The organism is Kitasatospora sp. NPDC058115 (assembly GCF_042884635.1).
GTDB lineage: Bacteria > Actinomycetota > Actinomycetes > Streptomycetales > Streptomycetaceae > Kitasatospora.
The window spans coordinates 49,942-76,442 of sequence record NZ_JBHVTL010000002.1 but is presented as its reverse complement, the minus strand read 5'-3'; the positions used below and the strand labels follow the sequence as shown (position 1 = coordinate 76,442).

The window sequence follows — 26,501 nt, the reverse complement described above, 5'->3', positions numbered from 1 at the left end:
CGGTCAGTGCCCGCCGGGCCGGTTGCGCGACCGGTACTGCCAGTGGGCGCTCACCCGGTGGTCGTGCTCGAACCCGGGGCCGAGCGGTCCGACCCGGGCGTAGGCGTCCTCGGTGCGCGGATCGTCCCGCCGCGCGAGCGCGTAGGCGGCCTCCAGCCGCAGCGTCCGGTGCTCCTCGTCCAGCAGTGCGGCGAGGGCCTCGGTCACCGCGGCCGTCCGGTCGCCCGACCCGGCGAGGGTGGCGGCCGCGCGGGCCCGCACGGCGAGGTCCGAATCCCGGAGCAGGCGCAGCAGTGCCTCCCGGACGTCCGGCGCGAACACGCCCGGTGTCTCCAGGGCGTCGGCGACGGAGGCCCGCACGGCACCGTCCGGGTCGTCGGCCAGGACGAGCAGTGCGGCGGTGGCGGCCTCGCCCGGTCCGGTCAGCTCCGGGCTCAGCAGGTACGGGACCTCGCGGCGGACCCGGGGATCCGGGTGGCCGGCGTGGCGCAGGCCGAGGGTCTCCCCGGCGGGGTGGCGGCGGCCGAGGAGGGCCGCGAGGACCCTGCCGAGCACCCGGCCGTCGGGTTCGTCGAACGCCCAGGCCGCCAGCATCCCGACGTCCCGCGTGCTGTCGGAGCCGTCCATGACGGCGCCGGCCAGGAGGACGCGGTGCCACAGGACCTCGGCGAGGAACAGACGGCGGACGGGATCGGGGTGGTGCCGCAACGACGCGAGCTCGGACCGGGCCCGTTCGCTCCGGCGACCCGCGAGGGCGTGCGCGGCGGTGAACCACGCGTCGTCGTCGTCCGGGCGGCGGATCCCGCGCGCCACCACCTCCGCGACGGGCGGGAGGACGCCGAACCGCTGCTCCAGGAGAGTGAGGACGCTGCCGTGGCCGGCCCGGACGGCATGCCTGCCCGGCGCGACCTCCTCGGCCTGCACGTGGTCGCCGTCCCGCATCCGCCGCCGTACGGCCGGTCCGTCGGCCCCGGTGCGGCGGCGCAGCTCCTCCTCCTCGCCGGTCTCGTACCGGCGCCGGGCGAGGTCGAGCAGGCGCTGCCGCGCCGGGGCGGGGATCCGCAGGGCGGGGTCCTTGCCGAGCACGGCCTCGACCAGGGCCGGTGAGCCGAGGTCGACGGCCCGCAGCAGCGGCGTGGTGCCGTCCGGCAGCTCGCGGTCGGGGTCGGCGCCGGGGTCGGCGTCGGTCAGCGCCTCGGCCGTCGCGTGGTCGAACCCCGCCACCGCGAGGCAGAGCAGGGGCAGCCCGTCGGGCCCGCGGGTGTCCGGATCGGCGCCCTCCTCCAGGCAGGCCCGCACCGCGGCGGCGTTCCGCGCGATGACGGCCGCCACCAGCCGCCGCTCCGCCATCAGCCGCCGCTCCGCCGCCCGCTGTTCCCCCGCCACGAACCCCCCTGGTGGACCGTCGGGCGGAAGGGTAGCGCGGCGGCGATCGGTCGTGCCCGGCATTTTCCCGGCCGTCGGTGACCGGAGGTAGCCTCGGGGGCTCGGACCGGTGTGCGGCGGGGTGAGGTGCGGGTGAGCGTGTCGGGCGGATGGGTCTCCACCGGGCTGGGGTGGCGCGACGGGCGGGCGGTGCTGAGCGCGGTGCACGGGCGCCGGGTGCACGAGCGCGAGGTGCTGCCGGGGGTCGAGGTCGGCTGGCTGCTCGGCGGGCCGCGCCGGTGCACCGGGGCCTGGCTGGCGGGCCAGGACGAGCGCACGCCCTGCCCGCACCACGCCGTGATCGCGCCGGACGGCGCCGCCGTGCAGTGCGCGTCCTGCCAGAGCGTGGACCGGGGGCTGGCGCTGGCCCGGGACCAGATCCTCGACGACGGCCGCACCTACCGGCTCTACCTTGCCTGGTTCGGCGAGGGGCTGCTCAAGGTCGGCCTCACCGCCGAGCAGCGCGGCACCAGCCGGCTGCTCGAACAGGGCGCGCTGGCCTGGACGTTCGCCGCCCGGGGCGCGCTGCCCGCCGTCCGGCGGGCCGAACTGACCGTGGCCGCCTCCGGGTTGGCCCGGGAGCGGTTCAAGAGCCGGGTGAAGGTGGACCACTGGTGGGAGCACGGCGACGCGGACCACCGCCGCGCGCTGCTCACCGACGCGCGGGCCCGGGCGCACGAACTGCTGTGCGGACACGGGGTGGAGCTGCTGGCGGACCACCCGGTCACCGACCACGTCGGGGTCTTCGGGCTGACCGAGGGCGCCCCCGCCGTCTACCGGGCGGTCGAGGCTCTCGCGGACGGCGCGGTGCTGGCCGGGCGGCTGCGCCCGCCGATCGGCCGGCACCTGCTGCTCGACCAGCCGGACGGCGGCGCGCCACTGCTGCTGGACACCCGGCTGCTGACCGGCTGGACGCTGGCCCCGGCGGCCGGGCGGCCGTCCGCGGGGCTGGCGCTGAGCGAGCGGGTCCGCCCGGCCGAGCCGGACACCCAGGAGGCGCTGTTCTGACCCGGCGGGCCACCGGCGGCAGTTGCATATAAAAACCAGCACCCCTAGGCTCGGGCCTGCCTGGTTTCACTTTGCTACCGCAGCTTCGCCACCGTCCCGCGCGAGAGGCCCGCCATGATCCCCGCCCACGAGACCTTCGACGCCACCTTCCCCTACCGCCCGCACTTCAGCACCGCCCCCGGCTTCCCGATGCACTACGTCGACGAGGGCGCCGGCCCGGTCGTCCTCTGCCTGCACGGCGAGCCCACCTGGGGCTACCTCTTCCGGGACCTCGTGCGCCGCCTCGCGCCCACCCACCGGGTCGTCGTCCCCGACCACATGGGCTTCGGCAAGAGCGCCACGCCCGCCGGGCGCGACTACCGGCTGCAGGACCACGTCGACAACCTGGAGGCGCTCGTCCTGGACCTCGGGCTGCGGGCGGTCACCCTCGTCGGCCACGACTTCGGCGGTCCGGTCGGCATGGGCCTCGCGGCCCGCCGGCCCGGGTTGATCGCCCGGGTGGTCGGTGTCAACGGCCCCACCCCGTTCGGGCAGCCCGGCCTCGGCGACGCGCTGGCCGCCAACGCCGCCGACTCCCCGTGGTTCCGCTGGACCGCCCGGGCGCACGCCGACGGCACGCTGGAGGCGGTGCTCGGCGCCCTGGACGTCACCGTGCTCAGCATGCTCAGGCTGAACGGCTTCGAGAACCCCGCCCTCGCCACCGACACCTGGCTGCGCGCGTACGGCGCCCCGTTCCCGACCCCGGCCGAGAGCGTGGGCGCGATCGGCTGGGTGAAGGGCTTCGCCACCGGCGCGCACCGCTTCGAGGAGCCGGACGCGGCGGCCCGCGCCGCGCTGGCGGCCGTCCCGGCGCTGGCGCTGTGGGGGACCGCGGACCGGACGCTGAACGCCCGGCACTTCCTGCCGCTGTTCCGGGAGGCCTTCCCGGACGGCCGGGTGGTCGAACTGCCGGGCGCCGGCCACTACAGCCCGGAGGACGCCCCGGACGCGGTCGCCGACCACCTCCTGCGCTTCCTCGCGGAGACGGACGGCGCGGTCGGGCGCTGAACCGCGGGGCGGTCAGGCGAGCTTGCCGCGCAGCACGCCCGGCCCGGAGCGGCCCCGCCGTGAGACCGGGGGGCGCGAGGGCCGGACGTCGGCGCGCGGTGCGGCGGGCTCCTCGGCGGCCGTCCTGGCGCTCGCCGCCCGGGCGGCCGCCAGCGCCACCCGCGCCAGCAGCGGATCCTCCCGGACCCCGGCCGCGCGCTTCGCCGTCTGGCACCCCGTGCACCAGATCGGCGAGGCGGGCCCGTCGGGGTACGCCATCGCCTCCGGCGGCAGGTAGTGGCTACCGCACTCGACGCACTCGAAGACCAGCCTCATCCGACGATCACCGTTCCGGATCCGTGGCACCGACGGCACGGTGACCAGTAGACGTGGATCCTGGGCACCATGCTCCCTTCCTCGTCCCGTTCGACCGTGGCTTCGGTCTTCTGGGTCCCCCCGGACCCGCCGCAACCGGAGCAGGACTGGACCTCGGGCATATGCACACTCCTTCGCGGCGGGGACCACGGTAGCGCGAAACCCGACCGGTCAGCACCGGACCTGACGAACAGTCGAAGAAGCGGGGCGCGTGTCGGCGCGCCGCACGCCGCGTGCGAACGTTCGATGGCGCCCCCTGGTGCGGTGCGCGCCCCTGTGCGCGCCCCAGGTCAGCAGGCCACCGTCCGGAAGCCGCAGTTGCCGCTGGTGGAGTCCGGGGTGTTGCCGGTGCGCGCGGCCACCCGGTAGCGGTTGCAGTAGGAGTCGTGGCACAGGTACGAGCCGCCCCGCAGCACCCGCCGGTCCCCGTCGCCGCTCCCGCCCGCGCCCCCGCCGTCCCCGTCGCCCCCGCCGCCCCCGTCGGTCCCGTCGGCCCCGGGCCCGCGCGGGTCGAAGCGCGGCGAGCGGGCGTAGTAACCGGGGTCGAAGCGGTCGGCGCACCACTCCCAGACGTTCCCGGCCACGTCCACCAGGCCGAAGCCGTTCGGCGGGTACGTGCCGACCGGCGCGGTCGCGAACCAGCCGTCCTCGCCGGTCGGCAGGTCGGGGAAACGGCCCTGCCAGATCCGGCAGCGGTGCGCGCCGTCCGGGCGCAGCTCGTCGCCCCAGGGGTAGCGGCGCCCGGCCAGCGGGCCCCGGGCGGCGTACTCCCACTCGGCCTCGGTGGGCAGCCGGCTCCCGGCCCAGCGGCAGTAGGCGAGCGCGTCGCGGTGGCTGACGTGCACCACGGGGTGGTCCTGGAGGTCCCCGGCGTCGCCGAGCGGGCCGTAGGGGTGGCGCCAGTCGGCGCCGCGCACCTCCACCCACCAGGGCGCGGCGGGGGAGCGGCCGAGCACATCGGCGGGGTCGGCGAGGACGAACAGGTGGAAGACGGCGGAGGAACCGGCCCGTTCGGCGTCGGTGCGGTGGCCGGTGGCCTCGACGAAGACGGCGAACCGGGCGGTGGTGACCGGCTCGGTGTCGATGCTGAACGGCGCCAGCTCCACCTCGTGCACGGGCGTCTCGCCGTCCGCCGGACAGCCCTCCCCGAAGGCGTCCCCCATCGCGAACACCCCGCCGGGCAGCGCCGTCCGGGGGTGCCCGGGCCGCCGCGCCGCCGTCCCGGGCGGCGGCAGCGGGACGGGCCCGGCCCCGGCCGGGGCGGACGGCAGGCAGCAGGCGCGGGCGGCGCGGGGTTGACTCATGGGCCCAAGCTATAGCACTTTGCACCTAGGTGAGAATGCACCTAGCAAGCATCCGAGGCGCCGGCGGGAGCCGGGGAAGAGGGCATCCGGTGAAGTTCGACCACGTCCTGCTGGGCCTGCTGGCCCTCCATCCGCGCAGCGGCTGGGACCTCAAGGAGTGGCTCGCGGGGGAGGGGCAGTTCGTCCGCTCCAACGCCCACCCCAGCCAGATCTACCGGCTGCTCAAGCGGATGGCCGAGCAGGGCTGGGTGGTCTACGAGACCGACCCGCGCGACGGGCGCCCGGACGCCAAGGTCTACCGGCTGACCGACGCCGGGCGGGCCGAGCTGATCCGCGAGGCCCGCTCCCCGTACCGGCCGACCAGCCGCTTCCAGGACCCGGACTTCATGGCCCGGTTCTACTGCTCCGCCCAGCTCGCACCGGAGCAGCTGCTCCCGCTGGTCGACACCGAGCTCGCCTACCGCCGCCGCCAGGTGGCGGTCATGCGCCCCCGGGACCGCACACTGGCCCTCCCCGAGGGCACGCCGGAGGCCGACGCCCGGCGGCTGCGGATGATCCGCGAGCTCACCCACGCCTACGGCACCTCCGCCGTCGACGCATGGCTCGACTGGCTGGAGCACGTCCGCCGGCTGCTCGCCGACGGAACCGTCCCCACCGCCAACCCCGCCCCCGCCACCGCCCCCGAGGAGACGCCCCGGTGAAAGCCGTCCTGGTCATGTTCGACAGCCTCAACCGGCGGTTCCTGCCGCCCTACGGCTGCGACTGGACCGTCGCCCCGAACTTCGCCCGCCTCGCCGCCCGCGCCGCGACCTTCGACAACTGCTACGGCGGCTCCATGCCCTGCATGCCGGCCCGCCGCGAGATGCACACCGGCCGCTACAACTTCCTGCACCGCTCCTGGGGCCCGCTGGAGCCCTTCGACGACTCCGTCCCGGACCTGCTGAGCAAGGCGGGCGTCTACACCCACCTGGTCACCGACCACCAGCACTACTGGGAGGACGGCGGCGCCACCTACCACAACCGCTACGACAGCTACGAGTTCTTCCGCGGCCAGGAGGGCGACAAGTGGAAGGGCCACGTCGCCGACCCGGACGTCCCCGCGACGCTCTCCTGGCGCGAGGGCCCGGCCTGGCGCCAGGACTGGGTCAACCGCCAGTACCTGGCCGACGTCGCCGACCACCCGCAGACCCGCACCTTCGACGCCGGCCTGGAGTTCATCGCCACCAACCGCGAGCAGGACCGCTGGTTCCTGCAGATCGAGTGCTTCGACCCGCACGAGCCGTTCTACTCCTACGCCGAGCACAAGAAGCATTACCCGCACGACTGGGACGGCCCGCACTTCGACTGGCCCGACTACAAGCGCGTCACCGAGAGCCCGGAGGCCGTCGAGCACGCCCGCAACGAGTACGCCGCGCTGCTCACCATGTGCGACGACTCGCTCGGCCGCGTCCTGGACGCCTTCGACGAGCACGGCCTGTGGGACGACACCCTGCTGATCGTCTGCACCGACCACGGCCTGCTGCTCGGCGAGCGCGGCTGGTGGGGCAAGAACGTCCAGCCCTGGTACGACGAGAACATCCACACCCCGCTGTTCGTCTGGGACCCGCGCAGCCGGGCCACCGGACGGCGCGCCTCCCTCGTCCAGACCGTCGACCTCGGGCCGACCCTGCTGGAGTACTTCGACGTCCCGCGTACCCCCGACATGCAGGGCCGCCCGCTGGCCGGCACGGTCGCCCACGACACCCCGGTCCGCCGGCACGGCCTGTTCGGCGTCTTCGGCGGTCACGTCAGCATCACCGACGGCCGCCACGTCTACATGCGCGCCTGCAAGGACCCGTCCAACCGGCCGCTGTACGAGCACACCCTGATGCCCACCCACATGCGGGGCCACTTCACCCCGCGGGAGCTGGCCGGCGCCACCCTGGCCGAGCCGCTGCCGTTCACCAAGGGCGTGCCCGTGCTGCGGATGCCGGCCGACTCCTGGGGCAACCCGTACGCCTTCGGCACCCTGCTCTTCGACCTGGAGACCGACCCGGGGCAGGAGAACCCGCTGGTCGACGACGCGCTGGAACTGCGGATGGCCACCCTGCTCACCGAGGCGCTGCGGGAGGGCGACGCGCCCGCCGACCAGTTCGAACGGCTCGGCCTGCCCGCCGAGGGGCCGGTCACCGCCGGGCACCTGCTGGCCCGCGCCCAGCGGCCGCAGGCGCTCGCCGCCGCCGAGCCGCTGCCGAACGCCGAGGACTTCGCCGAGGCCCCGCTCTCGGTGCACACCCCGCTGCGCGCCCTGCTGGCCCACGAGGGCGCGCGCGGGGCCGTCCTGGACCGGCTGCCGATGCTGGCCAACCCCGGCCTGCAGGCGATGCTCGGCGGGCTCTCCCCGTTCCGGCTCGCCGCCATGGGGCCGTCCGTGCGTCCCGCGGACCTGCACGCCCTCGCCGCCACCCTGGCCGCGCTGCCGGCCGAGGCGTAGCCGCGCACGCCGACGGCGCCCCTCCCCGGCCGGGGAGGGGCGCCGTCGGCGCGGCGTCAGCCCAGCGAGCTGCGCAGGAACTCGCGGTTCATCGCGGCGATGCTCGGCAGCGGGATGCCCTTGGGGCAGGCCGTCGCGCACTCGCCGGTGTTGGTGCAGCCGCCGAAGCCCTCGGCGTCCATCGTGGCCACCATGTCGCGCACCCGGGACCTCCGCTCCGGCGCGCCCTGCGGCAGCACGTTGAGGTGGACCACCTTGGCGGAGGTGAAGAGCATCGCCGACCCGTTCGGGCAGGCCGCCACGCACGCCCCGCAGCCGATGCACTCGGCGTGCTCGAACGCGGTGTCGGCGGCCTCCTTGGGGACGGGCGTGGCGTGCGCCTCGGGGGCGCTGCCGGTCGGGGCGGTGATGTAGCCGCCCGCGCCGATGATCCGGTCGAAGGCGGAACGGTCCACCACCAGGTCCTTGACCACCGGGAAGGCCGCCGCCCGCCACGGCTCGACGTCGATGGTGTCGCCGTCCCGGAAGTGCCGCATGTGCAGCTGGCAGGTGGTGGTCCGCTCGGGGCCGTGCGCCTGGCCGTTGATGACCATGCCGCAGGCGCCGCAGATGCCCTCGCGGCAGTCGTGGTCGAAGGCGACGGGGGTGTCGCCCCGGGTGATCAGCTCCTCGTTGAGGGTGTCCAGCATCTCCAGGAAGGACATGTCCGGGCTGATCCCGCTGACCTGGTAGGTGGTCATCGAGCCGGGCGTGTCGGGGCCCGCCTGGCGCCAGATCCGAAGGGTGAGGTTCACGCGTAGCTCCGCTGGGTGGGGTGGACGTACTCGAAGTCGAGGTGCTCGCGGTGCAGCACCGGTGCCTGCCCGGTGGCGGTGAACTCCCAGGCGGCGGCGTAGGAGAACTCCTCGTCGCGCCGGGCGGCCTCGCCGTCGGCCGTCTGGCTCTCGGTGCGGAAGTGGCCGCCGCAGGACTCGGCGCGGTGCAGCGCGTCCAGGCACATCAGCTCGGCCAGCTCGAAGTAGTCGACGAGCCGGTTGGCCTTCTCCAGCGACTGGTTGAGCTCCTGGCCGGTGCCGGGCACCTTGATCCGGCGCCAGAACTCGTCCCGCAGCTTCGGGATCCGCTCCAGCGCGCGGCGCAGCCCGGCCTCGTCGCGGGCCATGCCGCACTCGTCCCAGAGCAGCTCGCCCAGCTCGCGGTGGAAGGAGTCGGGCGTGCGGTCGCCGTCCACGGCGAGGATGAGGTTGAGCCGGTCGGCGACCTCGGCCTCCGCCGCGGCGATCTCCTCGTGGCCGGCCGGGACGGCGGGCAGCTTCTCGCGGGCCAGGTAGTCGTTGAGCACCGGCGGCAGCACGAAGTAGCCGTCGGCCAGGCCCTGCATGAGCGCGCTGGCACCGAGCCGGTTGGCGCCGTGGTCGGAGAAGTTGGCCTCGCCGATCGCGAACAGGCCCGGGATCGTGGTCTGCAGGTCGTAGTCGACCCAGAGCCCGCCCATCGTGTAGTGGATCGCCGGGAAGATCCGCATCGGCACCCGGTACGGGTCCTCGGCGGTGATCCGCTCGTACATCTCGAACAGGTTGCCGTACTTGGCCTCCACCGCGTCCCGCCCCAGCCGGCGGATGGCGTCGGCGAAGTCCAGGTAGACGCCCTGCCCGCCGGGGCCGACGCCGCGGCCCTCGTCGCAGACGTTCTTGGCGGCCCGGGAGGCGATGTCGCGCGGCACCAGGTTGCCGAAGGCCGGGTAGATCCGCTCCAGGTAGTAGTCCCGCTCCTCCTCGGGGATCTCGGCCGCCGGCCGGGTGTCGCCCTTGGCCCTGGGCACCCAGATCCGGCCGTCGTTGCGCAGCGACTCGCTCATCAGGGTGAGCTTGGACTGGTGGTCGCCGGAGCGCGGGATGCACGTCGGGTGGATCTGGGTGAAGCACGGGTTGGCGAAGTACGCGCCGCGCCGGTGCGCCCGCCAGATCGCGGTGGCGTTGGAGTTCTTGGCGTTGGTGGAGAGGTAGAAGACGTTGCCGTAGCCGCCGGAGGCCAGCACCACGGCGTCGGCGGTGTGGCTGGTGATCTCGCCGGTGACCAGGTCCCGGGCGACGATGCCGCGCGCCCGGCCGTCGACCACCAGCAGGTCCAGCATCTCGGTGCGGGCGTGCATCTCCACGTTCCCGGCGGCGATCTGCCGCGACAGCGCCTGGTAGGCGCCGAGCAGCAGCTGCTGGCCGGTCTGGCCGCGGGCGTAGAACGTCCGGGAGACCTGCACCCCGCCGAACGAGCGGGTGTCCAGCAGACCGCCGTACTCACGGGCGAACGGCACGCCCTGCGCCACGCACTGGTCGATGATCTCCACCGACACCTGGGCCAGGCGGTGGACGTTGGACTCGCGGGCGCGGAAGTCGCCGCCCTTGACCGTGTCGTAGAACAGCCGCCGGACCGAGTCGCCGTCGTTGCGGTAGTTCTTGGCGGCGTTGATGCCGCCCTGGGCGGCGATCGAGTGGGCCCGCCGGGGGGAGTCCTGGAAGCAGAACTGGACGACGTGGTACCCCTGCTCGGCCAGCGTGGCGCCGGCCGCGCCGCCCGCCAGGCCGGTGCCGACCACAATGACCGTGTGCTTGCGCCGGTTCGCCGGGTTGACCAGCTTGGCCTCGAAGCGCCGCTGGTCCCAGCGCTGCTCGATCGGCCCCTCGGGGGCGCGGGTGTCGGCGATCGGGTCGCCGACGGTGTAGTCCGGGTACTCGCTCAACTCACCACTCCGGTCATCACGGCCACGGGGACGGACAGGAAGCCCGCGGTCAGCAGCAGCGCCAGGCCGTTGGCGGTGAGCTTCAGCGCGCGGTCACGGCGGGCGTTGTTGGCGCCGAGGGTCTGCGCCGCGCTCCAGAAGCCGTGCCGGATGTGCAGGCCGACGGCGAGCATCGCGACGATGTAGATCACGCAGGAGTACCAGTTCCCGAAGGACGCCACGATGTTCTGGTACACCCGGCCGTGCTCGGCGTTGGGGTTCACGGTCAGCGTGGTGAGGTCCAGGATGTGCCAGACGATGAACAGCGCCAGGATCACCCCGCCCCAGCGCATCGTCCGGGTCGCGTAGCTCGCCCGCCGCCGCTGGTGGGCGTACTTGCTCGGCCGGGCGGCGAGGTCGCGCCGGCTCAGCTGGTACGCGGCGACCCCGTGCAGCACGACGGCGGCCAGCAGGCCCGCCCGGGCGATCCACAGGAACCACTCGTGCCCGAGGAAGGGCTGCCCGAGGGTGCGCAGCCAGGCCGCGTAGCCGTTGATGTCGTCCGGCCCGAAGAAGACCTTGAGGTTGCCCAGCATGTGGGCGACCAGGTACAGCAGCATGACCAGTCCGCTGACGGCCATGACCGCCTTCTTGCCGACGGTCGACCGCCACAGGGTCCCCAGGGTGGACGGGTGCCGGGCCGTCCGAGTCGCGGTTGTCATGGCGACAACGGTAAGGAGGCGGGCTACGGTGCGTCCAAGACATGATGCGGCTGGTCACCATAGGCGCTTCCTATCGGTGCGGCCTATCCTGGCAGGGTGCAGCTCCAGCAACTCCGCTACTTCGTGGCCGTCGCCGAGACCCGCCACTTCACCCGCGCGGCGGAGGCGGCCCATGTCGCCCAGCCGTCACTCTCGCAACAGATCCGGGCGCTGGAGCGGGAGTTGGGCGCCGAGCTGTTCCACCGCACCCGCGGCAACATCGCGCTGACCGATGCCGGGGACGCCCTGCTGCCGCTCGCCCGGCGCATCCTCGCCGACACCGAGAGCGCCCGCCTGGCCGTCCAGGAGACCGTGCAGCTGCGCCGCGGCCGGGTACGGCTCGGTGCGCCGCCGAGCCTGTGCACCAGCCTGGTGCCGGACGTGCTGCGGGTGTTCCGGGACCGCTACCCGGGCGTGGCGCTGATGGTGCGCGAGGGCGGCTCGCGGGACCTGGTGCGCTCCCTGGTGGCGGGGGAGCTGGACCTCGCGCTGATCATCACCCCGCCGCGCGGGGAGGAGGAGCCGGCGCTGGCCGTCACCGAGCTGCTGCACGAGGACCTGGTGCTGGTCTCGGCGGAGCGCCGGGCCCGGCGCACGGTGCGGGTGGCCGAGCTGCGCGGATGGCCGCTGGTGATGTTCCGGGAGGGCTACGACGTGCGCGAGGCCACCCTCGCGGCCTGCCGGGAGGCCGGCTTCGAGCCGGAGTTCGCCGTCGAGGGCGGGGAGATGGACGCCGTGCTCGGCTTCGTCCGGGCCGGGCTCGGGCCGGCCGTGCTGCCGGGCATGGTCGCGCACCGCTCGGGCCTGGCGGTGACCCCGTTCGCCGGCCGCGGCCTGGGCCGCACCATCGCCGTCGCGCACGGCCACGAGGTGCCGCCCACCCGGGCCGCCGAGGCGCTGCGGGCGACCCTGCTGGCCCATCTGCACGATGCCGCACGGGACGGCGAACTCCCGCCGGGGACCGAGCTGTTGCTCTAGGCGCCGGGGCCCGGGGCGCGTGCTGCGCCGCGGGCCCCGGCGGGCGTGCGGTCAGCTGGGCAGCACGGCCTCGATCGCGGCGATCACCTCGTCCGCCTCCGGCTCGGTGCGCGGCCGGATCCGGGCGGTCACGGTGCCGTCGGGGCCGATGACGAACTTCTCGAAGTTCCAGGCCACGTCCCCGGCCTGGCCCTCGGCGTCGGCCGTCCCGGTCAGCCGCGCGTAGAGCGGGTGGCGGTCCTCGCCGTTCACGTCGGTCTTCTCGAACAGCGGGAAGGTCACGCCGTAGGTGGTGGAGCAGAAGGTCTGGATCTCCTCCGCGCTGCCCGGCTCCTGCCCGGCGAACTGGTTGGAGGGGAAGCCCAGCACGGTGAAGCCGCGGCTCGCGTAGCGCTCCTGGAGCCGCTCCAGGCCGGCGTACTGCGGGGTCAGGCCGCACCGGGAGGCGACGTTGACGATCAGCAGCGCCTTCCCCTTGTAGTCGGCCAGCGAGGCGGCCTCGCCGGACAGCGTGCGCAGCGGGATGTCGTACAGGCTCACGGTGGGGTGCCCCTTCGGAGGAGGTCGTCGTCGGTGGTGCGGTGCGGCGGGCGGGCCCGCGCGGGTACGGTATCCCGTCCGGCCCGCCCACCTGCTCAACCGCGCCCGGACGCCGGGTGTTCCGGTCCGCGGCCGGGCCCGGGGTCCGGGCGCCGCGGCGTCGACCGTTCCAGGGCGGCTATCTGCTCGGTGACGACGGAGAAGTCGGCGCTCAGCCACCGCTCGGGCCGCATCCGCACGGTGATGTCCGCCGTCAGCTGCTCGGCGGTGGCCACCAGGTAGGCGGCGGCCGTGGCGGGCGGCAGGTAGCGGTGGGCCAGTGCGGCGCGCTCGTCCGGGTCGACGTGGTCCTCGATCGCGACCACCGGTCCCGCCACGCTCACGTACCGGCAGGGCGGCTCCTCCTGCTGGGCGCAGAGCGTGAACCGGCCGGCCGCCCGGATCCGGCGCGCCTTGGCGGATTCCCGCCCGGTCAGTACGGTGATCAGTCCGCCGGGGCGGTAGGAGTACCAGATCGGCACGGTCAGCGGGGCCTGGCCGGCCTCCGCGCCGGCGACGGACAGGACGCCGACGTGCACGGCGGCCAGGAAGCGTTCGCACTGGGAACGGGTCATCGCGAAGGACACGGTGGGCCTCCCGGGTGGGAAAGGCCCGCGCGCGGCCGTCGCGCGCGGGCGGTTCTTGGTACGTACCCGTACCGCCTGCGGCCGGAACGCCCGGAGGTGCCGGGGCGGGCGCGGGGCGGCGGGCGGGCGCGGGTCGACCGGCTGCTCGACGGGCGAACGTGCGTACCCGCAGGAGGCCGGGATTCCGGCCCGGAAGCGCCCCCCTTGTGTCGCTCGCGTGAAGGGTCGGTGTGCGAGGTTGGCCGGCTCCGGGGTGCTGGGTACCGTCGGTGGCACGCCGGACCCGTCATGGTTGCCATGTTCAACACCGGGTCACGGCAAGGGGGTTCGGGACCGTCGGGGGAGCGGGGGAGCTCCGGCCGCCGGGTTCCGGGCAGCACGCCCGCCGCGCCGGCCGGCCCGTCCCGCGCGTCCCAGCCGCCATCGCAGCACCGCAGTCACCAGCAGCAACGCACCCCGCAGCAACGCACCCGCAGCGATGCGCCGCCCGCGGCGCGCCGCCGCGCCGGGTGCGCGGAAGGAACCTCCCGATGCCTCGACGCCGTGCCCTGCCCGCCTGCCCCGCCGCTTCCGCTCCCGCCACCGCGTCCGCCGCTCCCCACCCCGTGCGCATCGTCCCCCTGCCCGCCGTCCCCCTGCCCGCCGTCCCCGTGCCCGCCGTCCGCGTCTGCGCCGCCCGCGCCGACTCCCCGGCGGTGCGCCGGTGAACGGCCTGCCCCGCCCGCGCAAGCGCCCGCCCGCCGCGCCGCGCCACAGCGCCCCGCCCGGTCGCGCCCGCCCCCGCCGCACGCTGCGCCACGCCTCCCCGGCCGCCGTCCTGCGCGCCGTGCCCTGGCGCCACGACCTGCCCGCCTCGCTGGTGGTCTTCCTGGTCGCGCTCCCGCTCTGCGTCGGCGTCGCCGTCGCCTCCGGGGTGCCCGCCGAACTCGGCCTGGTCACCGGCATCGTCGGCGGCCTGCTGGTCGGCGCGCTGCCCGGCAGCAGCCTCCAGGTCAGCGGCCCGGCCGCCGGTCTGACCGTCCTCGTCCACGAGGCCGTCCAGGAGTACGGCGCGGGCGCCCTCGGTGTCCTCGTCCTGCTCACCGGACTGCTCCAACTCGCCATGGGAGCCCTGCGGTTGGGCCGATGGTTCCGCGCGATGTCGGCCTCCGTGGTGCACGGCATGCTGGCCGGCATCGGCCTGACGCTGCTGCTCGGCCAGCTGTACGCGCTCGCCGACCGCCGTGCCCCCGGGACGGGGCCGGAGAAGATCGCCGGCCTGCCCGTGCTGCTGCGCGACGCCGTCACCGGGGCCGCCACGCCCGCGGCGGTGGCGCTCGGCACGGCCACCCTGCTCGTGCTGGTGGCCTGGACGTACCTGCCGCCGCGTCTCGCCCGCGCCCTGCCCGGCCCGCTCGGCGCCGTCGGCCTGGCCGCCGCCGTCACCGCCGTCGCCGACCTGCCGGTGGCCCGGGTCGAGGTGGCCGGCCTGCTCGACGTCGTCCAGCTGCCCGACCGCGCCGCGCTCGGCGCCCTGGCCACCACGGCCGGCGTCGGCACCGTCCTGGCCTTCACCCTGATCGCCTCCGCCGAGACCCTCTTCAGTGCCGCCGCCGTCGACCGGATGCACCACGGCCCGCGCACCCACTACGACCGCGAGCTCACCGCCCAGGGCGTCGGCAACGCCCTCTGCGGACTGCTCGGCGCGCTGCCGATGACGGCCGTGATCGTGCGCAGCGCGACCAACGTCCAGGCCGGTGCCCGCAGCAAGGCCTCCCGGGTGCTGCACGGCGGCTGGCTGCTGCTGTTCACCGCCCTGCTGCCGGGTGTGCTCGGTCTCGTCCCGCTGACCGCGCTGGCCGCCGTCCTGGTCCACGCGGGCGCCAAGCTGATCCCCGTGCGCAGGGCCGCCGCGCTCTGCCGCGACCACCGCGGCGAGGCGGCGGTGCTCGTCGTCACCACCGTCTCGGTCATCGTCACCGATCTGTTCGAGGGGGTGCTGATCGGCATCGGCCTCGCCGTCGTCAAGTCCGCCTGGCAGACCTCCCACCTGCAGATCGCCGTGGAGGAGCCGGCGCCGCTGCCCGGCGCCGGGCAGCGCCCGCTGCGGGTGCGGCTGAGCGGCAATGCCACCTTCCTGCGGCTGCCCCGGCTGCTGGACACCCTCGAACGCCTCCCGGCGGACCGACCGGTCGAGCTCGACTGGTCCGGGCTGCGCCATCTCGACCACGCCTGCACGGTCGCCCTCGCCGCCTGGGCGGCGCAGCACCGCGCCCGCAGCTCCGCCCCGCTGGCGGTCGACCCGCCGCTGCCGACCGTCGTCTGAACCCGTCCAGGAGAAACACCCTAGCCTGGTGGCCCGGAGACCGGTGGCCGGCCGGGCCGCCGTCGGGCCGTACTGGGAGGAGACGCAGCCGTGATCGCAGCCTTTTCGGTCACCCCGCTCGGGGTCGGCGAGGACGTCGGGGAGGCGGTCGCCGCCGCCGTCAGGGTGGTCCGCGCGAGCGGGCTGCCCAACCGCACGGACGCCATGTTCACCAGCGTCGAGGGGGAGTGGGACGAGGTGATGCCGGTGATCCGGGAAGCGATCGAGGCGGTGAAGGCCTATAGTGGCCGGGTCAGCACCGTCATCAAGATCGACGACCGGGCCGGGGTCACCGACGGCCTCACCGCCAAGGTCGCCTCGGTGGAACGCCACCTCGCCGGGGGCTGAACCGTCGCGCGCCCCGCGCCCCGACCCTTTCTTGACCGACCGATCTGGAATCGACTACCTTTCAGACATGGCGCGCACCAAGGAATTCGACCCCGAGGCCGCACTCCAGTCGGCCCTGGAGCTGTTCTGGCGGTGCGGCTACGAGGCCACGTCGATGGCCGACCTGGTCGACCACCTGGGCATCGCCCGCGCCAGCATCTACGCCACCTTCGGCAGCAAGCGCGAGCTGTACCTGCGCGCGCTGGAGCGCTACGGCCGGCAGCAGCAACCCGCGCTGCTGGCCGAGCTGTCGCAGCCCGGCCCGGTCCTCCCGGCCGTCCGCGCCCTGGTCCGCCGGTTCGCCGGCGAGTCCGCCGCGGACGGCGAGGGCGGCCCGCGCCGCGGCTGCTTCGTCACCAACACCGCGGTGGAACTCGCCCCGCACGACCAGGACGCCGCCCGCCGGGTGGAGGCCAGTCTGCTCCACCTGGAGACCGTCCTGACCGCGGCGCTGGTGCGGGCACGGGCCCAGGGTGAACTGCCCGAGGGGCGCGACCCGCAGGCGATCGCCCGGATGCTGCTGGTGCTGTTCCAGGGCATGCGGGTGATCGGCAAGGCCGGTGACGGCTCGGCCCGGCTGGGGGACGCCGCCGAGCAGGCCCTCGCGCTGCTGGACTGACCCGCCGTCGGGGATGCCCGTCCCGGTGTTTTTTGCTGTCTCTATTCTGAACCGAACGGTCAATATAGACCCTCGATCGAGGAGCACTCAGATGACCCGCAGCACCACCCGCTTCACCGGCAAGTCCGTCCTGGTCACCGGTGGCGGCAGTGGCATCGGCCGCGCCGTCGCCCTCGCCTTCGCCCGCGAGGGCGCCCGCGTCGCCGTCGCCGGCCGCACCGCGAGCGCCCTCGCCGAGACCGTCGCCCTGGTCGAACGCGAGGGCGGCACCGCCGTCGCCCTGACCGGCTCGGTGTCCGACGCCGCCGACGCCGCCCGGCTGGTCCGGGAGACCGTCGAGCACTTCGGCGCCCTGGACGTCGCGGTCAACAACGCCGGTGTCTTCGGCGGCGTCGGCCCGATCGCGGACGTCGCCGACGAGGAGTGGCAGCGGCTGATCGACATCAACCTCACCGGCACCTGGTACGCGATGAAGCACCAGATCGCCCAGCTGCGCGCCAACGGCGGCGGGGCGATCGTCAACATCTCCTCGAACCTCGGCACCCACCTGCGGGTCGAGAACATCGGCGCCTACGCCGTCTCCAAGGCCGCCGTGGCCACCCTGACCCGGGCCGCCGCCCGCGACCACATCGGCGAGGGCGTGCGGATCAACCTGGTCAGCCCCGGCCCGATCGACACCACGATGTCCTCCCGGCCCGGCGAGAGCGCCGCCGACAAGGCGGACCGGATGAAGGGCAGCGTCCCGGCCGGGCGCGCCGGTGCCGTCGAGGAGGTCGCCGCCGCCGTCCTCCACCTCGCCTCCGAGGAGTCGGCCTTCACCGTCGGCGCCGACCTCGTCCTCGACGGCGGCGTCACCGCCTGAGCCGCCGCCCGGGCCGCTGCCTGAGCCGCTGCCCGGGCCGGCCGCCGGTCAGGCCGACAGCGCCTCGTCCTCGGCCGGGGCCGCGCAGGCGGCGGCCAGCTCGTCCAGCGAGAGCCCGAGCGCGTACGCCAGCGCCGCGACGGTGAAGAACGCGGGCGTCGGGGCCCGTCCGGTCTCGATCTTGCGCAGCGTCTCGGCCGACACCCCGGCCGCCGCCGCCACCTCCACCATGCTGCGCTCGCCCCGCGCCTCGCGCAGCAGTGCGCCGAAGCGCTCGCCGCGCTCGCGTTCCCCGGGAGTCAGCGGAGTCCTCACCATGCCCCCGATGGTAGGCCACGGCGGCCGGGGCGACCCGGCGTGCCCCGGCATGCCCTCCGAACCGTGATACAAATACCGGTATAAGAATTGGATCGAGCCGGTCGGAGGACCCCGTGGTGGAGCTCAAGTCGGAGGCGGCGCTCGCCGCGATGCGCGAGGCCGGGCGGGTGGTCGCCACGGCGCTGGCCGCGGTGGAACGGGCGGCCGGCGTCGGGGTGAGCCTGCTGGAACTGGACGAGACGGCCCGGGCGGTGCTGCGCGACGCGGGAGCCACCTCCCCGTTCCTCGGCTACCGCCCGGCCTTCGCCCCGGTGCCCTTCCCGGCCGTCATCTGCGCCTCCGTCAACGACGCCGTGGTGCACGGCATCCCCGACGGCTACCGGCTGCGCGACGGCGACCTGGTCAGCATCGACTGCGGCGCCGTGCTGGACGGCTGGGCCGGCGACGCCGCCGTCAGCTTCACCGTCGGCACGCCCCGCCCCGAGGACCTCCGCCTGATCGACACCACCCGCCGCGCCCTGGAGGCGGGCATCGCGGCGGCGGTGGCCGGCCACCGCACCGGGGACATCGCCCACGCGGTCGGCACCGTCGCCCGCACCGCGCGCTACGGACTGCTGGAGGGCTACGGCGGCCACGGCATCGGCCGCCGGATGCACGAGGACCCGCACCTGCCCAACGAGGGCCGTCCCGGCCGCGGCTACCCCCTGAAGCCCGGCCTGGTCCTGGCCGTCGAACCCATGCTCATCGCCGGCGGCACCGACACCCACACCACCGACCCCGACGGCTGGACCCTGCGCACCACCGACGGCAGCCGCGCCGCCCACGTCGAGCACACCGTCGCCATCACCGAGGACGGACCCCGCATCCTCACCCTCCCGTGACCGCGGGGCCGGCTTGACCCCCTTTCGGGCGAACGGCGCCGGGCGGGACCCTCGGTCGGGTGGCGGGGACTTTGGACTCTGGGTGGACTGGGAGGCGACGGGAAGGGTGGTGGTGCGGCCGGGCCCCCACCTCGCCGCTCCGTTCGAAACTGCCGGAGGTCGTCATGCCAAGGTCCGTCGTCGTCGGTGTCGATGGTTCGCCCGAGAGCCTTGCCGCGCTGGACTGGGCGGCGGAGGAGGCGGCGCAGCGGCAGCTGCCGCTGAAGGTGGTGCTCGCCTGGCCGACGGTGGTGACACCGCTGTCGGTGCTCGGCACGGTGGACCTGGCGCGCCGCCAGGCGGACGTCACGTTGCGTGACGCCGAGCTGCGGGTGCGCGAGCGGTGGCCGGAACTGGCGATCGCGTCCGTGCAGGTGCCGACCGAGCCGGTGCACGCGCTGGTCGACGAGGTGAGCGGGGCGCAGGAGCCCGACGGGGCGCCGGCCGAGCTGCTGGTGCTGGGCTCGCGCGGGTTCGGCGCGGTGGCCGGGTTCCTGGTCGGCTCGGTGAGCCAGCGGGTGCTGGCCCGCACCGACTGCCCGGTGGTGCTGGTGCGCCGCGGCGGGACCGAGGGGGAGGGGACGGCGGGGGAGGAGACCGCGACCGCGCGGGAGGTGGTGGCCGGCGTCGACCCGTTCGAGGGGGCCGACGCGGTGCTCGCCCACGCCTTCGAGACGGCGCAGCGGCGCGGACTGCCGCTGCGCGCGGTCTACTCCTGGACGCTCCCGGCGACGTACCAGTACGCGGGCATCGCGGCCAGCGTCGACGTGACCGGCGAGATGCTCGTCTACGCGAAGGGCGAGCTGGCCCGGGTGGTCCAGCCGTGGCGGCGCAAGTACCCGCAGGTCGAGGTGGTCGAGGAGGCCGTCAACGCCCGCCCGGCCAAGCTGCTCGCCGACCGGGCGTCGCGCGCGGAGCTGGTGGTGATCGGCCGGCGGGTGCGCCGGACGCCGCTGGGCGCGCACCTCGGCGCCGTCGCCCACGCCGTTCTGCACCACGTGCCCTGCCCGATCGCCGTCGTGCCCTACGAGCGGGCCGAGAAGCAGGGGCAGGACGAGCAGCAGGAGGCCGGCGATGCGTGACCAGGTGCTGGTGGGTGTCGACGGCTCGGAGACGAGCCTGGCCGCCGTGGACGTCGCGGTCCGCGAGGCGCGGCTGCGCGGCAGCCGGCTGCGGATCGTCCACGCGTTCATCTGGCCGCTGATGCACGTCCCGCTCGGGCCGGCGCAGGAGGGCCCGCCGGAGGGCGGGCTGCGGAACCAGGCGGAGTCCGTCCTCGCGGACGCCCGGGCCCGCGCCGAGGCGCTGGACCCGAGGCTGGAGATCGCGACCGAGCTGGTCACCGGGGAGCCGCTGACCGTGCTGGCCCGCTGGTCGCGGGAGGCCGCGCTGGTGGTGGTCGGCAGCCGGGGGCTCGGCCGCTTCGGCGCCCTGCTGATCGGCTCGGTGGCGGTGCACCTGGCCGCGCACGCCGACTGCCCGGTGCTGATCGTCCGGGGCCGGCCGGACCCGCAGGGCCCGGTGCTGGCGGCGGTGGACGGGAGCGGGGTGGGTGCCGAGGCGCTGGGCTTCGCCTTCGCCGAGGCCTCCGCACGCCGTGCCCCGCTGACCGCCCTGCACATCGCGCACCCCAGCACCAGCTGGCCGGACCAGGAGGAGCGGGTGCTCGCCGAGGCACTGGCCGGCTGGCGGGAGAAGTACCCGGACGTCGAGCTGCGCTCGGAGGTGGTCGAGGCGCACACCCGCCCGGCGCTGATCGAGGCGAGCCGGCAGGCGCAGCTGCTGGTGGTCGGCGCCCGCGGCCGGGGCGGCTTCGCGGGCCTGCTGCTGGGTTCCACCAGCCAGGCGATGATCCAGCACGCGCACTGCCCGGTCGTCGTGGTCCGGCACCCGGAGGAGCGCACGGCGGAGGCCTGACCCCGCGCCGGGGAGCGGCCCCGGGGGCCGGGGGCGGACCGGGCCCGGGGTTCACCCCATCAGCCGCAGCCGGGCGGCGGCCACGCCCACCCGCACGGTCTGCCCCCGGGCCAGGTCCAGCGCGTCGTCCTCGATCCCGTCGCCGAAGGCCACCAGCCGGTCCGACTCGACCGTCAGCACCAGCCGCCGCCCGCCGTCGAGCAGGCCGTGCACCCGGCCGGTGCCGGTGGCGGGGGAGGGCCAGGCCTCGCGGACGAACCAGGCGAGGGACGCGGCGGACGGCCCGGGCAGGTCGAGCGGGCCGCCGCGCTCCAGCCAGACGGAGCGGCACCAGCCGGTGCCGCCCGTCCCGGTGCCGACCAGGACGCCGGACGAGGCCTGCGGCTCGCCCTCGTCGGCCGCGCCGGCCCGCTCCTCGACGGCCAGCCGGTAGCGGGCCGTCTGGTGCCCGGACCGGCCGACGTACACCTCGTTGAGCGCCAGCAGCCGCTGGGTGTCGTCGGCGACCGCCTCGACCATGGTCCGCTCCTCGCAGCGCCGCTCGCCGCCCGGGCCGACGGCGGCCGGCAGCAGCCGCGCCAGGGCGTCCGCGCGGTGGCGCACCAGCACGCCCGGGTTGTGGCCGGGCTCGGTGTCGACGCCGATCACCGGCTGGCCGTCCAGGTACTTGGCGACATTGGCGACCAGGCCGTCCTGGCCGACCACGACCACCACGTCCTCCGGTTCGAAGAGGAACCGCGGCAGGTCGGCGCGCTCGACCCGGGTGCGCCGCCAGTCGAGCGGCACTGCGCCGGCCGCCTCGGCCAGCGCGAGCTCCTGGCGCCGGTGGCGCAGCTCGATCTCCTCGACCGACCGGCCGCGGCTGCTCAGGAAGTACGCGGCCTGTCCGGGCGTGCCGTGGTGGTCGATCAGCTCCTGGTACTCGGTGCGGCGGTGGACCAGGACCGCCCGGGGCGCGAGCGTCATCGTGCGGACCCGCCGTCCGTGCCCGCGCCCGTGCCCGCGCCCGTGCCCGCGCCCGCGCCCGCGCCCGCGCCCGCGCCCGTCGCGCCGAGCCTGGCGAGCAGACCGGTGAGCACGTCCGGCGTGAGCGTGACGCTGTCGATCCGCGGCAGGTGCTCGGCCAGGCGCATCAGCGCGAGCGCCCACAGCACGGCCGGGTCGGCCTGCTGGTGGGCGCCCAGCCAGGCCGCCTCGGCGGCGGCCCTGGCCTCGCCGAGGGCACGGGCCGCGTCGGCCTCGGCGCCGGCCAGCCGGGTGCGGCGCTGCGCCTCGGCGTCGGTGCGGATCCGGTCGGCGGCCGCCTCGTCCTCGGCCTGGAGCCGGGTGTTGGCACCCTGCCGGGTGATCAGCTGTTCCTGGCGCCGGGCGAGTTCGATCCGGTTGGCGAGCTCGTTCTCGGCGATGCCGCGCTCGTGCTCGACGGCGACGGCCCGCCGCTCGAAGGTGGCCCGGTCGGCCTCCTGCTGGACCAGCTCGCGGGCCGGGGTGCGCAGCGCGCGCTCCACCTCGGGTTCGGGCCGCAGTGCGACCACCCGCACGGCGATGACGGCGAGTCCGGTCTCGGCCAGCCGGGGTTCGGCGGCGAGCCCGGCGGCCATCCGCTCGCGGACGGTGCTGATGCCGTCGGCCAGCGCGGTGGCGAGCGGGGTGCGGGCGAGCAGGCCGAGCGCGTGCTGCTGGGCGGTCTCGGTGAGCAGGGTGGCGAGCTGGTCGAGCGGGGCGGAGCGCCAGGCGCCGGTGTCGGGGTCGATGCCGAAGTCGACGCGGGCGGCGGCGGTGGCCGGGTCGGTGATCCGGTAGGTGAGGGTGCCCTGGACGGTGACGTCCTGGAAGTCCGCGGTGCGGGCGTGGAAGAGCATGGCCAGCTCGCGGTCGTCGACCGGGACCTCGGAGAGCACGGCGGTGAGCGGGCGGAACCAGAACGCGAGGCCGGTGCCGTCGTGGGCGAGCCGGCCGCGCCGGACGTGGCGGATGTGGGCGGTGGGCAGCGCGCGCAGGTGGCGCAGCCCGAAGCGCTTGGTGATGTCGGCCATGGACAGCTCCTTATCGTCGAGATGACGATATTGGGTGGGGCTTGTTCTCGTCAAGATGACGAAAAAGGGTCGCCCGGTGCCGCCCCGGGCGTCGTGGGAGTATCGACCGGTGCTGAGGACGCGAACGACCAGGCTCCCCGCCGCGCTGCTGGCCGCGGTCTGCACGACCGCCGCGGCCGCCGGCACCGCCGTGCTCACCGCCGCGCCCGCCCGGGCGGCGGACGGCGGCGGGCAGGCGTTCACCATCGGCGACCCGCGGATCACCGAGTCCAGCGGTCTCGCCGCCAGCCGGCGCCACCCCGGCGTGTACTGGACGCACAACGACAGCGACGACGGCCCCTACCTCTACGCCGTCGACTCCCAGGGCCGCACCGTCGCCACCGTCACCCTGCGCGGCATCGAGCCGCGCGACGTCGAGGCGGTCTCGCTCGGCCCGGACGGCCGGCTCTACGTCGGCGACATCGGCGACAACCTCGGCGGCAAGTGGCCCGAGGTCTGGATCTACGCCTTCGCCGAGCCCGCCGAACTCCGCGACCAGAGCGTGCAGGTCACCCGCTACAAGGTCCGCTACGAGGACGGCCCGCGCGACGCCGAGGCACTGATGGTCCACCCGGTGACCGGCCGCGCCTACATCGCGAGCAAGAAGCAGGGCGGCGGCGGCCTCTACCAGGGCCCCGAACAGCTCTCCCCGAACGGCGTCAACACCTTCCGCCGGATCGCGGACGCGCCGTGGACCACCGACGGCGCCTTCTCGCCGGACGGCACCAGGCTGGTGCTGCGCGGCTACTTCTCGGCCACCCTCTACCGCTGGAAGGACGGCGCGCCGAGCGGCGGCGAGCCGCTCTCCACGCCCTTCCAGCGCCAGGGCGAGTCGGTCACCTTCAGCGCCGACGGCCGGTCGCTGCTCTACGGCAGCGAGGGCAAGGACAGTCCGGTCTGGCGCTCGCCGCTGGACGACGACCAGCTCCCCGACACGGTCCCGCCCCTGCCGGACCCGGCCCCCGGCGCCACCCCCGGCGGGAACGCGCCGTCGCCCTCCGGGGCGGCCGCCGAGCCGTCGGCCGGCGCCTCGGGGGACGCCCCGTCCGCCTCGGCCGGCACCGGGGACCGCGCGCTCGGGGTGGTCTTCCTGCTCGCGGTGGCGGGTGCGGTGCTCGGGCTGCGCCGCAAGAAGCGCGACGGCTGACACCGGTCCTGCCCGAAGGGGCCGGGGAGGGTGCCGAGCGGGCCCGGCGGCACCCGTCCGGACGTCCTCGAACGACCCCCGGCGTACCGGGCCCCGGCCCGCACCGTCGGTCCCGCCACGCCCAACGGAGCCGATCTGTCGCCGATTTGTGACAAAGGTTGGCCAACACCGGCCCCACAGGCGGTTTTCGTGGACGTAGTGTTCCGACTATGTCACGGAGAAGCCGCCGCACGCCCTCCCCGGAGCCCCTCGACACCTGGGTGCCGCGCCCCCGGCGCCGCGAGACCCCGCTCGGCCTGCTCGGCCACGGCGTGAAGTTCCTCGGCTACAGCACCCTGGCGGGTGTGCTGCTGGCCGGCATCGCCCTTCCGGCCGCCGGTGCGCTCGGCCTCGGGATGAAGGGCACCGTGGAGGAGTTCGACACCATCCCTGACGACCTGAAGACCCCGCCGCTGACCCAGGCCAGCTGGATCTACGACGCCAAGGGCCAGCAGATAGCCAAGGTCTACGAGCGCGACCGCCGGGTGATCACCGGCGAGGAGATGGGCCCGCTGATACGCCAGGCCCAGGTGGACATCGAGGACGCGCGCTTCTACGAGCACGGCGCGGTCGACCTCAAGGGCGTCCTGCGGGCCATCACCAAGAACGCGGAGAGCGGCGCCGCGATGCAGGGCGCCTCGACCCTCACGCAGCAGTACGTGAAGAACGTCAACGTCGAGAAGGCGGGCGACGACCACGCGGCGGTCCGGGAGGCCCAGCGCAAGACCCTGGGCCGCAAGGTGCAGGAGCTCAAGTACGCGATCAAGCTGGAGGAGGAGCTGACCAAGGAGCAGATCCTCACCAACTACCTGAACATCACGTACTACGGCCAGCAGGCCTACGGGATCCAGGCGGCCGCCCAGCGCTACTTCAGCAAGAACGCCAAGGACCTCACCGTCGCCGAGGCGGCCACCCTGGCCGGACTGGTGCAGAACCCCTCCCAGTTCGACCCCAAGGCCCACCCCGAGGCCTCGCGCAAGCGCCGCGACGTCGTGATCGACAAGATGGTGGAGAACAAGCACCTCACCGCCGAGCAGGCCAAGGAGGCCAAGTCCGGGCCGGTGGTGCTGCACTACCAGGCGCCGCAGAACGGCTGCATCACCGCCGACGCGGGCATGGGCTTCTTCTGCGACTACGTCCGCCACGTGATCAAACAGGATCCGGTCTTCGGCAAGACCGCCGCCGAGCGCAAGAAGCTCTGGGACATGGGCGGCCTGTCCATCCACACCACCCTCGACCCGGTGAAGCAGGCGGCCGCGCTCAAGGCGGTGACCACGAAGGTGAAGGTCACCGACGACGTGTCGGCGGCGATCACCATGGTGGAGCCGGGCACCGGCAAGATCCTCGCGATGGCCCAGACCCGCCCCTACGGGATCGACCCGGGCAAGAACCAGACCGTCGTCAACTACAACGTGGACGCGGCGATGGGCGGCGGCAACGGCTTCCAGCCCGGCTCCAACTTCAAGCCGATCGTGGCCGCCGCCGGCCTGGAGGCGGGGCTCACCTCCACCCAGTCCTACCCGTCGCCGAACAAGATGGACTGGCCGTCGATGAGCACCTGCGACGGCACCTGGAAGAACCTGGAGAAGGGCAAGAAGGGCGGCACCATCCCCAACGAGTCGGCGGGCGAGGTCGGCCCGTACGAGCTCAAGGAGGCGATGGCGCTCTCGGTCAACACCTACTTCGTGCAGATGGAGCAGGAGATCGGCCTCTGCGCGGTCAAGCAGATGGCCAACAAGCTCGGCGTGCTGACCAAGGCGAGCGGCAAGCCGCTGGAGGAGCTGCCCGCCCTGGGCCTGGGCACCCAGGAGGTGAGCCCGCTGGTGATGGCCAACGTCTACGCGACCTTCGCCAACCGCGGCACCTACTGCACCCCGGTCGCGATCAGCGCCATCACCACGATGGACGGCAAGGAGGTCCCGGTCAGCCCCGCCAAGTGCGAGCGGGTCTTCTCCGAGAGCACCGCCGACGTCATCAACACCGTGCTGCTCGGCGTGACCGAGAAGGGCGGCACCGCGCGCGACCTCGGCCTGAACGACGACCGCCAGATCGCCGGCAAGACCGGTACCTCGGACGAGAAGAAGTCCGCCTGGTTCAGCGGCTACACCGGCAACCTCGCCGCCTCGGTCTGGCTGGGCGGCCCGGCCGGCGGTGTGAAGATGCGCAACATCCGGATCGGCGGCAAGTGGTTCGACGAGGTCTTCGGCGCCACCGGCCCCGGGCCGATCTGGCAGATGGCGATGAACGACGCCGTGCGGGGCATGCCGGAGAAGGAGTTCGAGACCGTCTACATCCCCAACCCGGCGCCGAAGCACGACCCCTCGGCGAGCCCCGGTTCGGGCAGCGGCTCCGGCAGCGGCTCGCCGGGCGAGGCGTCCACGACCTGGCCCGGACGCCCGACGGCGCCCGCCCGGCCGACGCGCAACCCCGGCCCGACCCAGCGGCCCGCGCAGCCGACCCAGCCGGAGCCGCAGCCCCGGCAGGACGAGCAGCAGGACCAGCAGCAGGACCAGCAGCAGCCGCCGCAGGGCGAGCAGGCGCAGCCCGAGGAGCAGCACCAGGACGGCTGAACCGCCGGGCCCGCACGGCACCGCGCCCCCGGACGTCGACGGACGTCCCGGGGCGCGGTCGCGGTCGTGGC

The 26,501-nt window shown here is 74.8% G+C and carries 26 protein-coding genes; 15 read left to right on the top strand and 11 right to left on the bottom strand.

What is annotated here, in order from left to right:
- Positions 1–3: 3 nt before the first annotated feature.
- A complete protein-coding gene (locus tag ACFVVL_RS02280; RefSeq protein WP_387670723.1) occupies positions 4–1,386 on the bottom strand; it encodes a HEAT repeat domain-containing protein in 1,383 nt (460 codons plus the stop codon).
- Positions 1,387–1,524: 138 nt separating this feature from the next.
- On the opposite strand from ACFVVL_RS02280, the gene ACFVVL_RS02275 reads away from it, so the two are divergent.
- Positions 1,525–2,433, top strand: coding sequence for a DUF2797 domain-containing protein (locus tag ACFVVL_RS02275; RefSeq protein ID WP_387670721.1), 909 nt, complete (start codon positions 1,525–1,527; stop codon positions 2,431–2,433).
- 114 nt (positions 2,434–2,547) lie between these two features.
- Positions 2,548–3,480 carry an alpha/beta fold hydrolase gene (locus ACFVVL_RS02270; RefSeq protein WP_387670719.1) on the top strand — a complete coding sequence of 311 codons (933 nt, stop codon included), beginning with the start codon at positions 2,548–2,550 and terminating at the stop codon, positions 3,478–3,480.
- Positions 3,481–3,492: 12 nt separating this feature from the next.
- Here ACFVVL_RS02270 and ACFVVL_RS02265 read toward each other — a convergent pair whose 3' ends face one another.
- Complete coding sequence (locus ACFVVL_RS02265) at positions 3,493–3,795, bottom strand: hypothetical protein (protein ID WP_380297950.1); 303 nt, start codon at positions 3,793–3,795, stop codon at positions 3,493–3,495.
- A gap of 329 nt (positions 3,796–4,124) precedes the next feature.
- Complete coding sequence (locus ACFVVL_RS02260) at positions 4,125–5,138, bottom strand: formylglycine-generating enzyme family protein (protein WP_387670717.1); 1,014 nt, start codon at positions 5,136–5,138, stop codon at positions 4,125–4,127.
- Between the two features lie 89 nt (positions 5,139–5,227).
- Here ACFVVL_RS02260 and ACFVVL_RS02255 point away from each other — a divergent pair, with 89 nt between their 5' ends.
- A complete protein-coding gene (locus ACFVVL_RS02255) occupies positions 5,228–5,839 on the top strand; it encodes a helix-turn-helix transcriptional regulator (protein WP_387670715.1) in 612 nt (203 codons plus the stop codon).
- Positions 5,836–7,611: a sulfatase gene (locus ACFVVL_RS02250; RefSeq protein WP_380297956.1), complete on the top strand. Its 1,776-nt coding sequence runs from the start codon at positions 5,836–5,838 to the stop codon at positions 7,609–7,611. Before ACFVVL_RS02255 ends, ACFVVL_RS02250 begins: the two co-directional genes overlap by 4 nt.
- A 56-nt stretch (positions 7,612–7,667) precedes the next feature.
- Here ACFVVL_RS02250 and ACFVVL_RS02245 read toward each other — a convergent pair whose 3' ends face one another.
- From ACFVVL_RS02245 to ACFVVL_RS02235, 3 genes are read right to left on the bottom strand one after another with little or no spacing between them, the layout of a single operon-like run.
- On the bottom strand, positions 7,668–8,405 hold the full coding sequence (locus ACFVVL_RS02245) for a succinate dehydrogenase/fumarate reductase iron-sulfur subunit (protein ID WP_380294269.1): 738 nt from the start codon (positions 8,403–8,405) through the stop codon (positions 7,668–7,670).
- Positions 8,402–10,348, bottom strand: a complete 1,947-nt coding sequence (locus ACFVVL_RS02240; protein WP_380294270.1) for a fumarate reductase/succinate dehydrogenase flavoprotein subunit — start codon at positions 10,346–10,348, stop codon at positions 8,402–8,404. The genes ACFVVL_RS02245 and ACFVVL_RS02240 overlap by 4 nt, the downstream gene beginning before the upstream one ends.
- A complete protein-coding gene (locus tag ACFVVL_RS02235; RefSeq protein ID WP_380294272.1) occupies positions 10,345–11,049 on the bottom strand; it encodes a succinate dehydrogenase cytochrome b subunit in 705 nt (234 codons plus the stop codon). The genes ACFVVL_RS02240 and ACFVVL_RS02235 overlap by 4 nt, the downstream gene beginning before the upstream one ends.
- Before the next feature lie 96 nt (positions 11,050–11,145).
- On the opposite strand from ACFVVL_RS02235, the gene ACFVVL_RS02230 reads away from it, so the two are divergent.
- Positions 11,146–12,066 carry a LysR family transcriptional regulator gene (locus tag ACFVVL_RS02230; protein WP_387670712.1) on the top strand — a complete coding sequence of 307 codons (921 nt, stop codon included), beginning with the start codon at positions 11,146–11,148 and terminating at the stop codon, positions 12,064–12,066.
- A gap of 51 nt (positions 12,067–12,117) precedes the next feature.
- Here the strand turns inward: ACFVVL_RS02230 and ACFVVL_RS02225 are convergent, their stop codons facing one another.
- Together ACFVVL_RS02225 and ACFVVL_RS02220 are read right to left on the bottom strand one after the other, a co-directional pair.
- Entirely contained in the window at positions 12,118–12,606 is a 489-nt protein-coding gene (locus ACFVVL_RS02225; RefSeq protein WP_380294274.1) for a glutathione peroxidase, read from the bottom strand.
- Positions 12,607–12,701: 95 nt separating this feature from the next.
- The gene (locus ACFVVL_RS02220) at positions 12,702–13,220 is read right to left on the bottom strand and encodes a pyridoxamine 5'-phosphate oxidase family protein (protein ID WP_387670710.1); all 519 of its coding nucleotides are present in this window, start codon (positions 13,218–13,220) and stop codon (positions 12,702–12,704) included.
- 542 nt (positions 13,221–13,762) lie between these two features.
- On the opposite strand from ACFVVL_RS02220, the gene ACFVVL_RS02215 reads away from it, so the two are divergent.
- The 5 genes from ACFVVL_RS02215 to ACFVVL_RS02195 all read left to right on the top strand — a co-directional run bounded on the left by ACFVVL_RS02215 (position 13,763) and on the right by ACFVVL_RS02195 (position 17,444).
- Positions 13,763–13,939 carry a hypothetical protein gene (locus ACFVVL_RS02215; RefSeq protein ID WP_387670708.1) on the top strand — a complete coding sequence of 59 codons (177 nt, stop codon included), beginning with the start codon at positions 13,763–13,765 and terminating at the stop codon, positions 13,937–13,939.
- Between the two features lie 83 nt (positions 13,940–14,022).
- On the top strand, positions 14,023–15,537 hold the full coding sequence (locus ACFVVL_RS02210) for a SulP family inorganic anion transporter (RefSeq protein WP_387671104.1): 1,515 nt from the start codon (positions 14,023–14,025) through the stop codon (positions 15,535–15,537).
- A gap of 90 nt (positions 15,538–15,627) precedes the next feature.
- Positions 15,628–15,924, top strand: a complete 297-nt coding sequence (locus ACFVVL_RS02205; protein WP_380294277.1) for an MTH1187 family thiamine-binding protein — start codon at positions 15,628–15,630, stop codon at positions 15,922–15,924.
- Between the two features lie 67 nt (positions 15,925–15,991).
- A complete protein-coding gene (locus ACFVVL_RS02200) occupies positions 15,992–16,582 on the top strand; it encodes a TetR/AcrR family transcriptional regulator (RefSeq protein ID WP_380294278.1) in 591 nt (196 codons plus the stop codon).
- A 91-nt stretch (positions 16,583–16,673) separates the two neighbouring features.
- Positions 16,674–17,444 carry an SDR family NAD(P)-dependent oxidoreductase gene (locus ACFVVL_RS02195; protein WP_380294279.1) on the top strand — a complete coding sequence of 257 codons (771 nt, stop codon included), beginning with the start codon at positions 16,674–16,676 and terminating at the stop codon, positions 17,442–17,444.
- A gap of 48 nt (positions 17,445–17,492) precedes the next feature.
- Here ACFVVL_RS02195 and ACFVVL_RS02190 read toward each other — a convergent pair whose 3' ends face one another.
- Positions 17,493–17,762, bottom strand: a complete 270-nt coding sequence (locus ACFVVL_RS02190) for a helix-turn-helix domain-containing protein (RefSeq protein WP_380294280.1) — start codon at positions 17,760–17,762, stop codon at positions 17,493–17,495.
- A 113-nt stretch (positions 17,763–17,875) separates the two neighbouring features.
- On the opposite strand from ACFVVL_RS02190, the gene map reads away from it, so the two are divergent.
- The 3 genes from map to ACFVVL_RS02175 all read left to right on the top strand — a co-directional run bounded on the left by map (position 17,876) and on the right by ACFVVL_RS02175 (position 20,599).
- Complete coding sequence (gene map / locus ACFVVL_RS02185; protein ID WP_380294281.1) at positions 17,876–18,643, top strand: type I methionyl aminopeptidase; 768 nt, start codon at positions 17,876–17,878, stop codon at positions 18,641–18,643.
- Positions 18,644–18,807: 164 nt separating this feature from the next.
- The gene (locus ACFVVL_RS02180) at positions 18,808–19,764 is read left to right on the top strand and encodes a universal stress protein (RefSeq protein ID WP_387670704.1); all 957 of its coding nucleotides are present in this window, start codon (positions 18,808–18,810) and stop codon (positions 19,762–19,764) included.
- Positions 19,757–20,599 carry a universal stress protein gene (locus ACFVVL_RS02175; RefSeq protein WP_380294283.1) on the top strand — a complete coding sequence of 281 codons (843 nt, stop codon included), beginning with the start codon at positions 19,757–19,759 and terminating at the stop codon, positions 20,597–20,599. The genes ACFVVL_RS02180 and ACFVVL_RS02175 overlap by 8 nt, the downstream gene beginning before the upstream one ends.
- Before the next feature lie 51 nt (positions 20,600–20,650).
- Here ACFVVL_RS02175 and ACFVVL_RS02170 read toward each other — a convergent pair whose 3' ends face one another.
- Together ACFVVL_RS02170 and ACFVVL_RS02165 are read right to left on the bottom strand one after the other, a co-directional pair.
- Positions 20,651–21,565: a hypothetical protein gene (locus tag ACFVVL_RS02170; RefSeq protein WP_387670702.1), complete on the bottom strand. Its 915-nt coding sequence runs from the start codon at positions 21,563–21,565 to the stop codon at positions 20,651–20,653.
- On the bottom strand, positions 21,562–22,635 hold the full coding sequence (locus ACFVVL_RS02165) for an SPFH domain-containing protein (RefSeq protein WP_387670700.1): 1,074 nt from the start codon (positions 22,633–22,635) through the stop codon (positions 21,562–21,564). The genes ACFVVL_RS02170 and ACFVVL_RS02165 overlap by 4 nt, the downstream gene beginning before the upstream one ends.
- A gap of 55 nt (positions 22,636–22,690) precedes the next feature.
- Here ACFVVL_RS02165 and ACFVVL_RS02160 point away from each other — a divergent pair, with 55 nt between their 5' ends.
- Positions 22,691–23,821, top strand: coding sequence for a hypothetical protein (locus tag ACFVVL_RS02160; protein ID WP_387670698.1), 1,131 nt, complete (start codon positions 22,691–22,693; stop codon positions 23,819–23,821).
- 209 nt (positions 23,822–24,030) lie between these two features.
- Positions 24,031–26,430 (top strand): transglycosylase domain-containing protein, encoded by a 2,400-nt coding sequence (locus ACFVVL_RS02155; protein ID WP_387670696.1) that lies wholly within the window; start codon positions 24,031–24,033, stop codon positions 26,428–26,430.
- Positions 26,431–26,501: the final 71 nt, after the last annotated feature.

What these genes read in the sequence shown, in the direction of transcription:
- ACFVVL_RS02155 (WP_387670696.1), top strand. Translation starts at nt 24,031, where the DNA reads ATGTCACGGAGAAGCCGCCGCACGCCCTCCCCGGAGCCCCTCGACACC.
- ACFVVL_RS02195 (WP_380294279.1), top strand. Translation starts at nt 16,674, where the DNA reads ATGACCCGCAGCACCACCCGCTTCACCGGCAAGTCCGTCCTGGTCACC.
- ACFVVL_RS02235 (WP_380294272.1), bottom strand. Translation starts at nt 11,049, where the DNA reads ATGACAACCGCGACTCGGACGGCCCGGCACCCGTCCACCCTGGGGACC.
- ACFVVL_RS02180 (WP_387670704.1), top strand. Translation starts at nt 18,808, where the DNA reads ATGCCAAGGTCCGTCGTCGTCGGTGTCGATGGTTCGCCCGAGAGCCTT.
- ACFVVL_RS02190 (WP_380294280.1), bottom strand. Translation starts at nt 17,762, where the DNA reads ATGGTGAGGACTCCGCTGACTCCCGGGGAACGCGAGCGCGGCGAGCGC.
- ACFVVL_RS02265 (WP_380297950.1), bottom strand. Translation starts at nt 3,795, where the DNA reads ATGAGGCTGGTCTTCGAGTGCGTCGAGTGCGGTAGCCACTACCTGCCG.
- ACFVVL_RS02200 (WP_380294278.1), top strand. Translation starts at nt 15,992, where the DNA reads ATGGCGCGCACCAAGGAATTCGACCCCGAGGCCGCACTCCAGTCGGCC.
- ACFVVL_RS02165 (WP_387670700.1), bottom strand. Translation starts at nt 22,635, where the DNA reads ATGGCCGACATCACCAAGCGCTTCGGGCTGCGCCACCTGCGCGCGCTG.
- ACFVVL_RS02170 (WP_387670702.1), bottom strand. Translation starts at nt 21,565, where the DNA reads ATGACGCTCGCGCCCCGGGCGGTCCTGGTCCACCGCCGCACCGAGTAC.
- ACFVVL_RS02270 (WP_387670719.1), top strand. Translation starts at nt 2,548, where the DNA reads ATGATCCCCGCCCACGAGACCTTCGACGCCACCTTCCCCTACCGCCCG.
- ACFVVL_RS02215 (WP_387670708.1), top strand. Translation starts at nt 13,763, where the DNA reads ATGCCTCGACGCCGTGCCCTGCCCGCCTGCCCCGCCGCTTCCGCTCCC.
- ACFVVL_RS02160 (WP_387670698.1), top strand. Translation starts at nt 22,691, where the DNA reads ATGACGAAAAAGGGTCGCCCGGTGCCGCCCCGGGCGTCGTGGGAGTAT.
- ACFVVL_RS02220 (WP_387670710.1), bottom strand. Translation starts at nt 13,220, where the DNA reads ATGACCCGTTCCCAGTGCGAACGCTTCCTGGCCGCCGTGCACGTCGGC.
- ACFVVL_RS02260 (WP_387670717.1), bottom strand. Translation starts at nt 5,138, where the DNA reads ATGAGTCAACCCCGCGCCGCCCGCGCCTGCTGCCTGCCGTCCGCCCCG.
- ACFVVL_RS02175 (WP_380294283.1), top strand. Translation starts at nt 19,757, where the DNA reads ATGCGTGACCAGGTGCTGGTGGGTGTCGACGGCTCGGAGACGAGCCTG.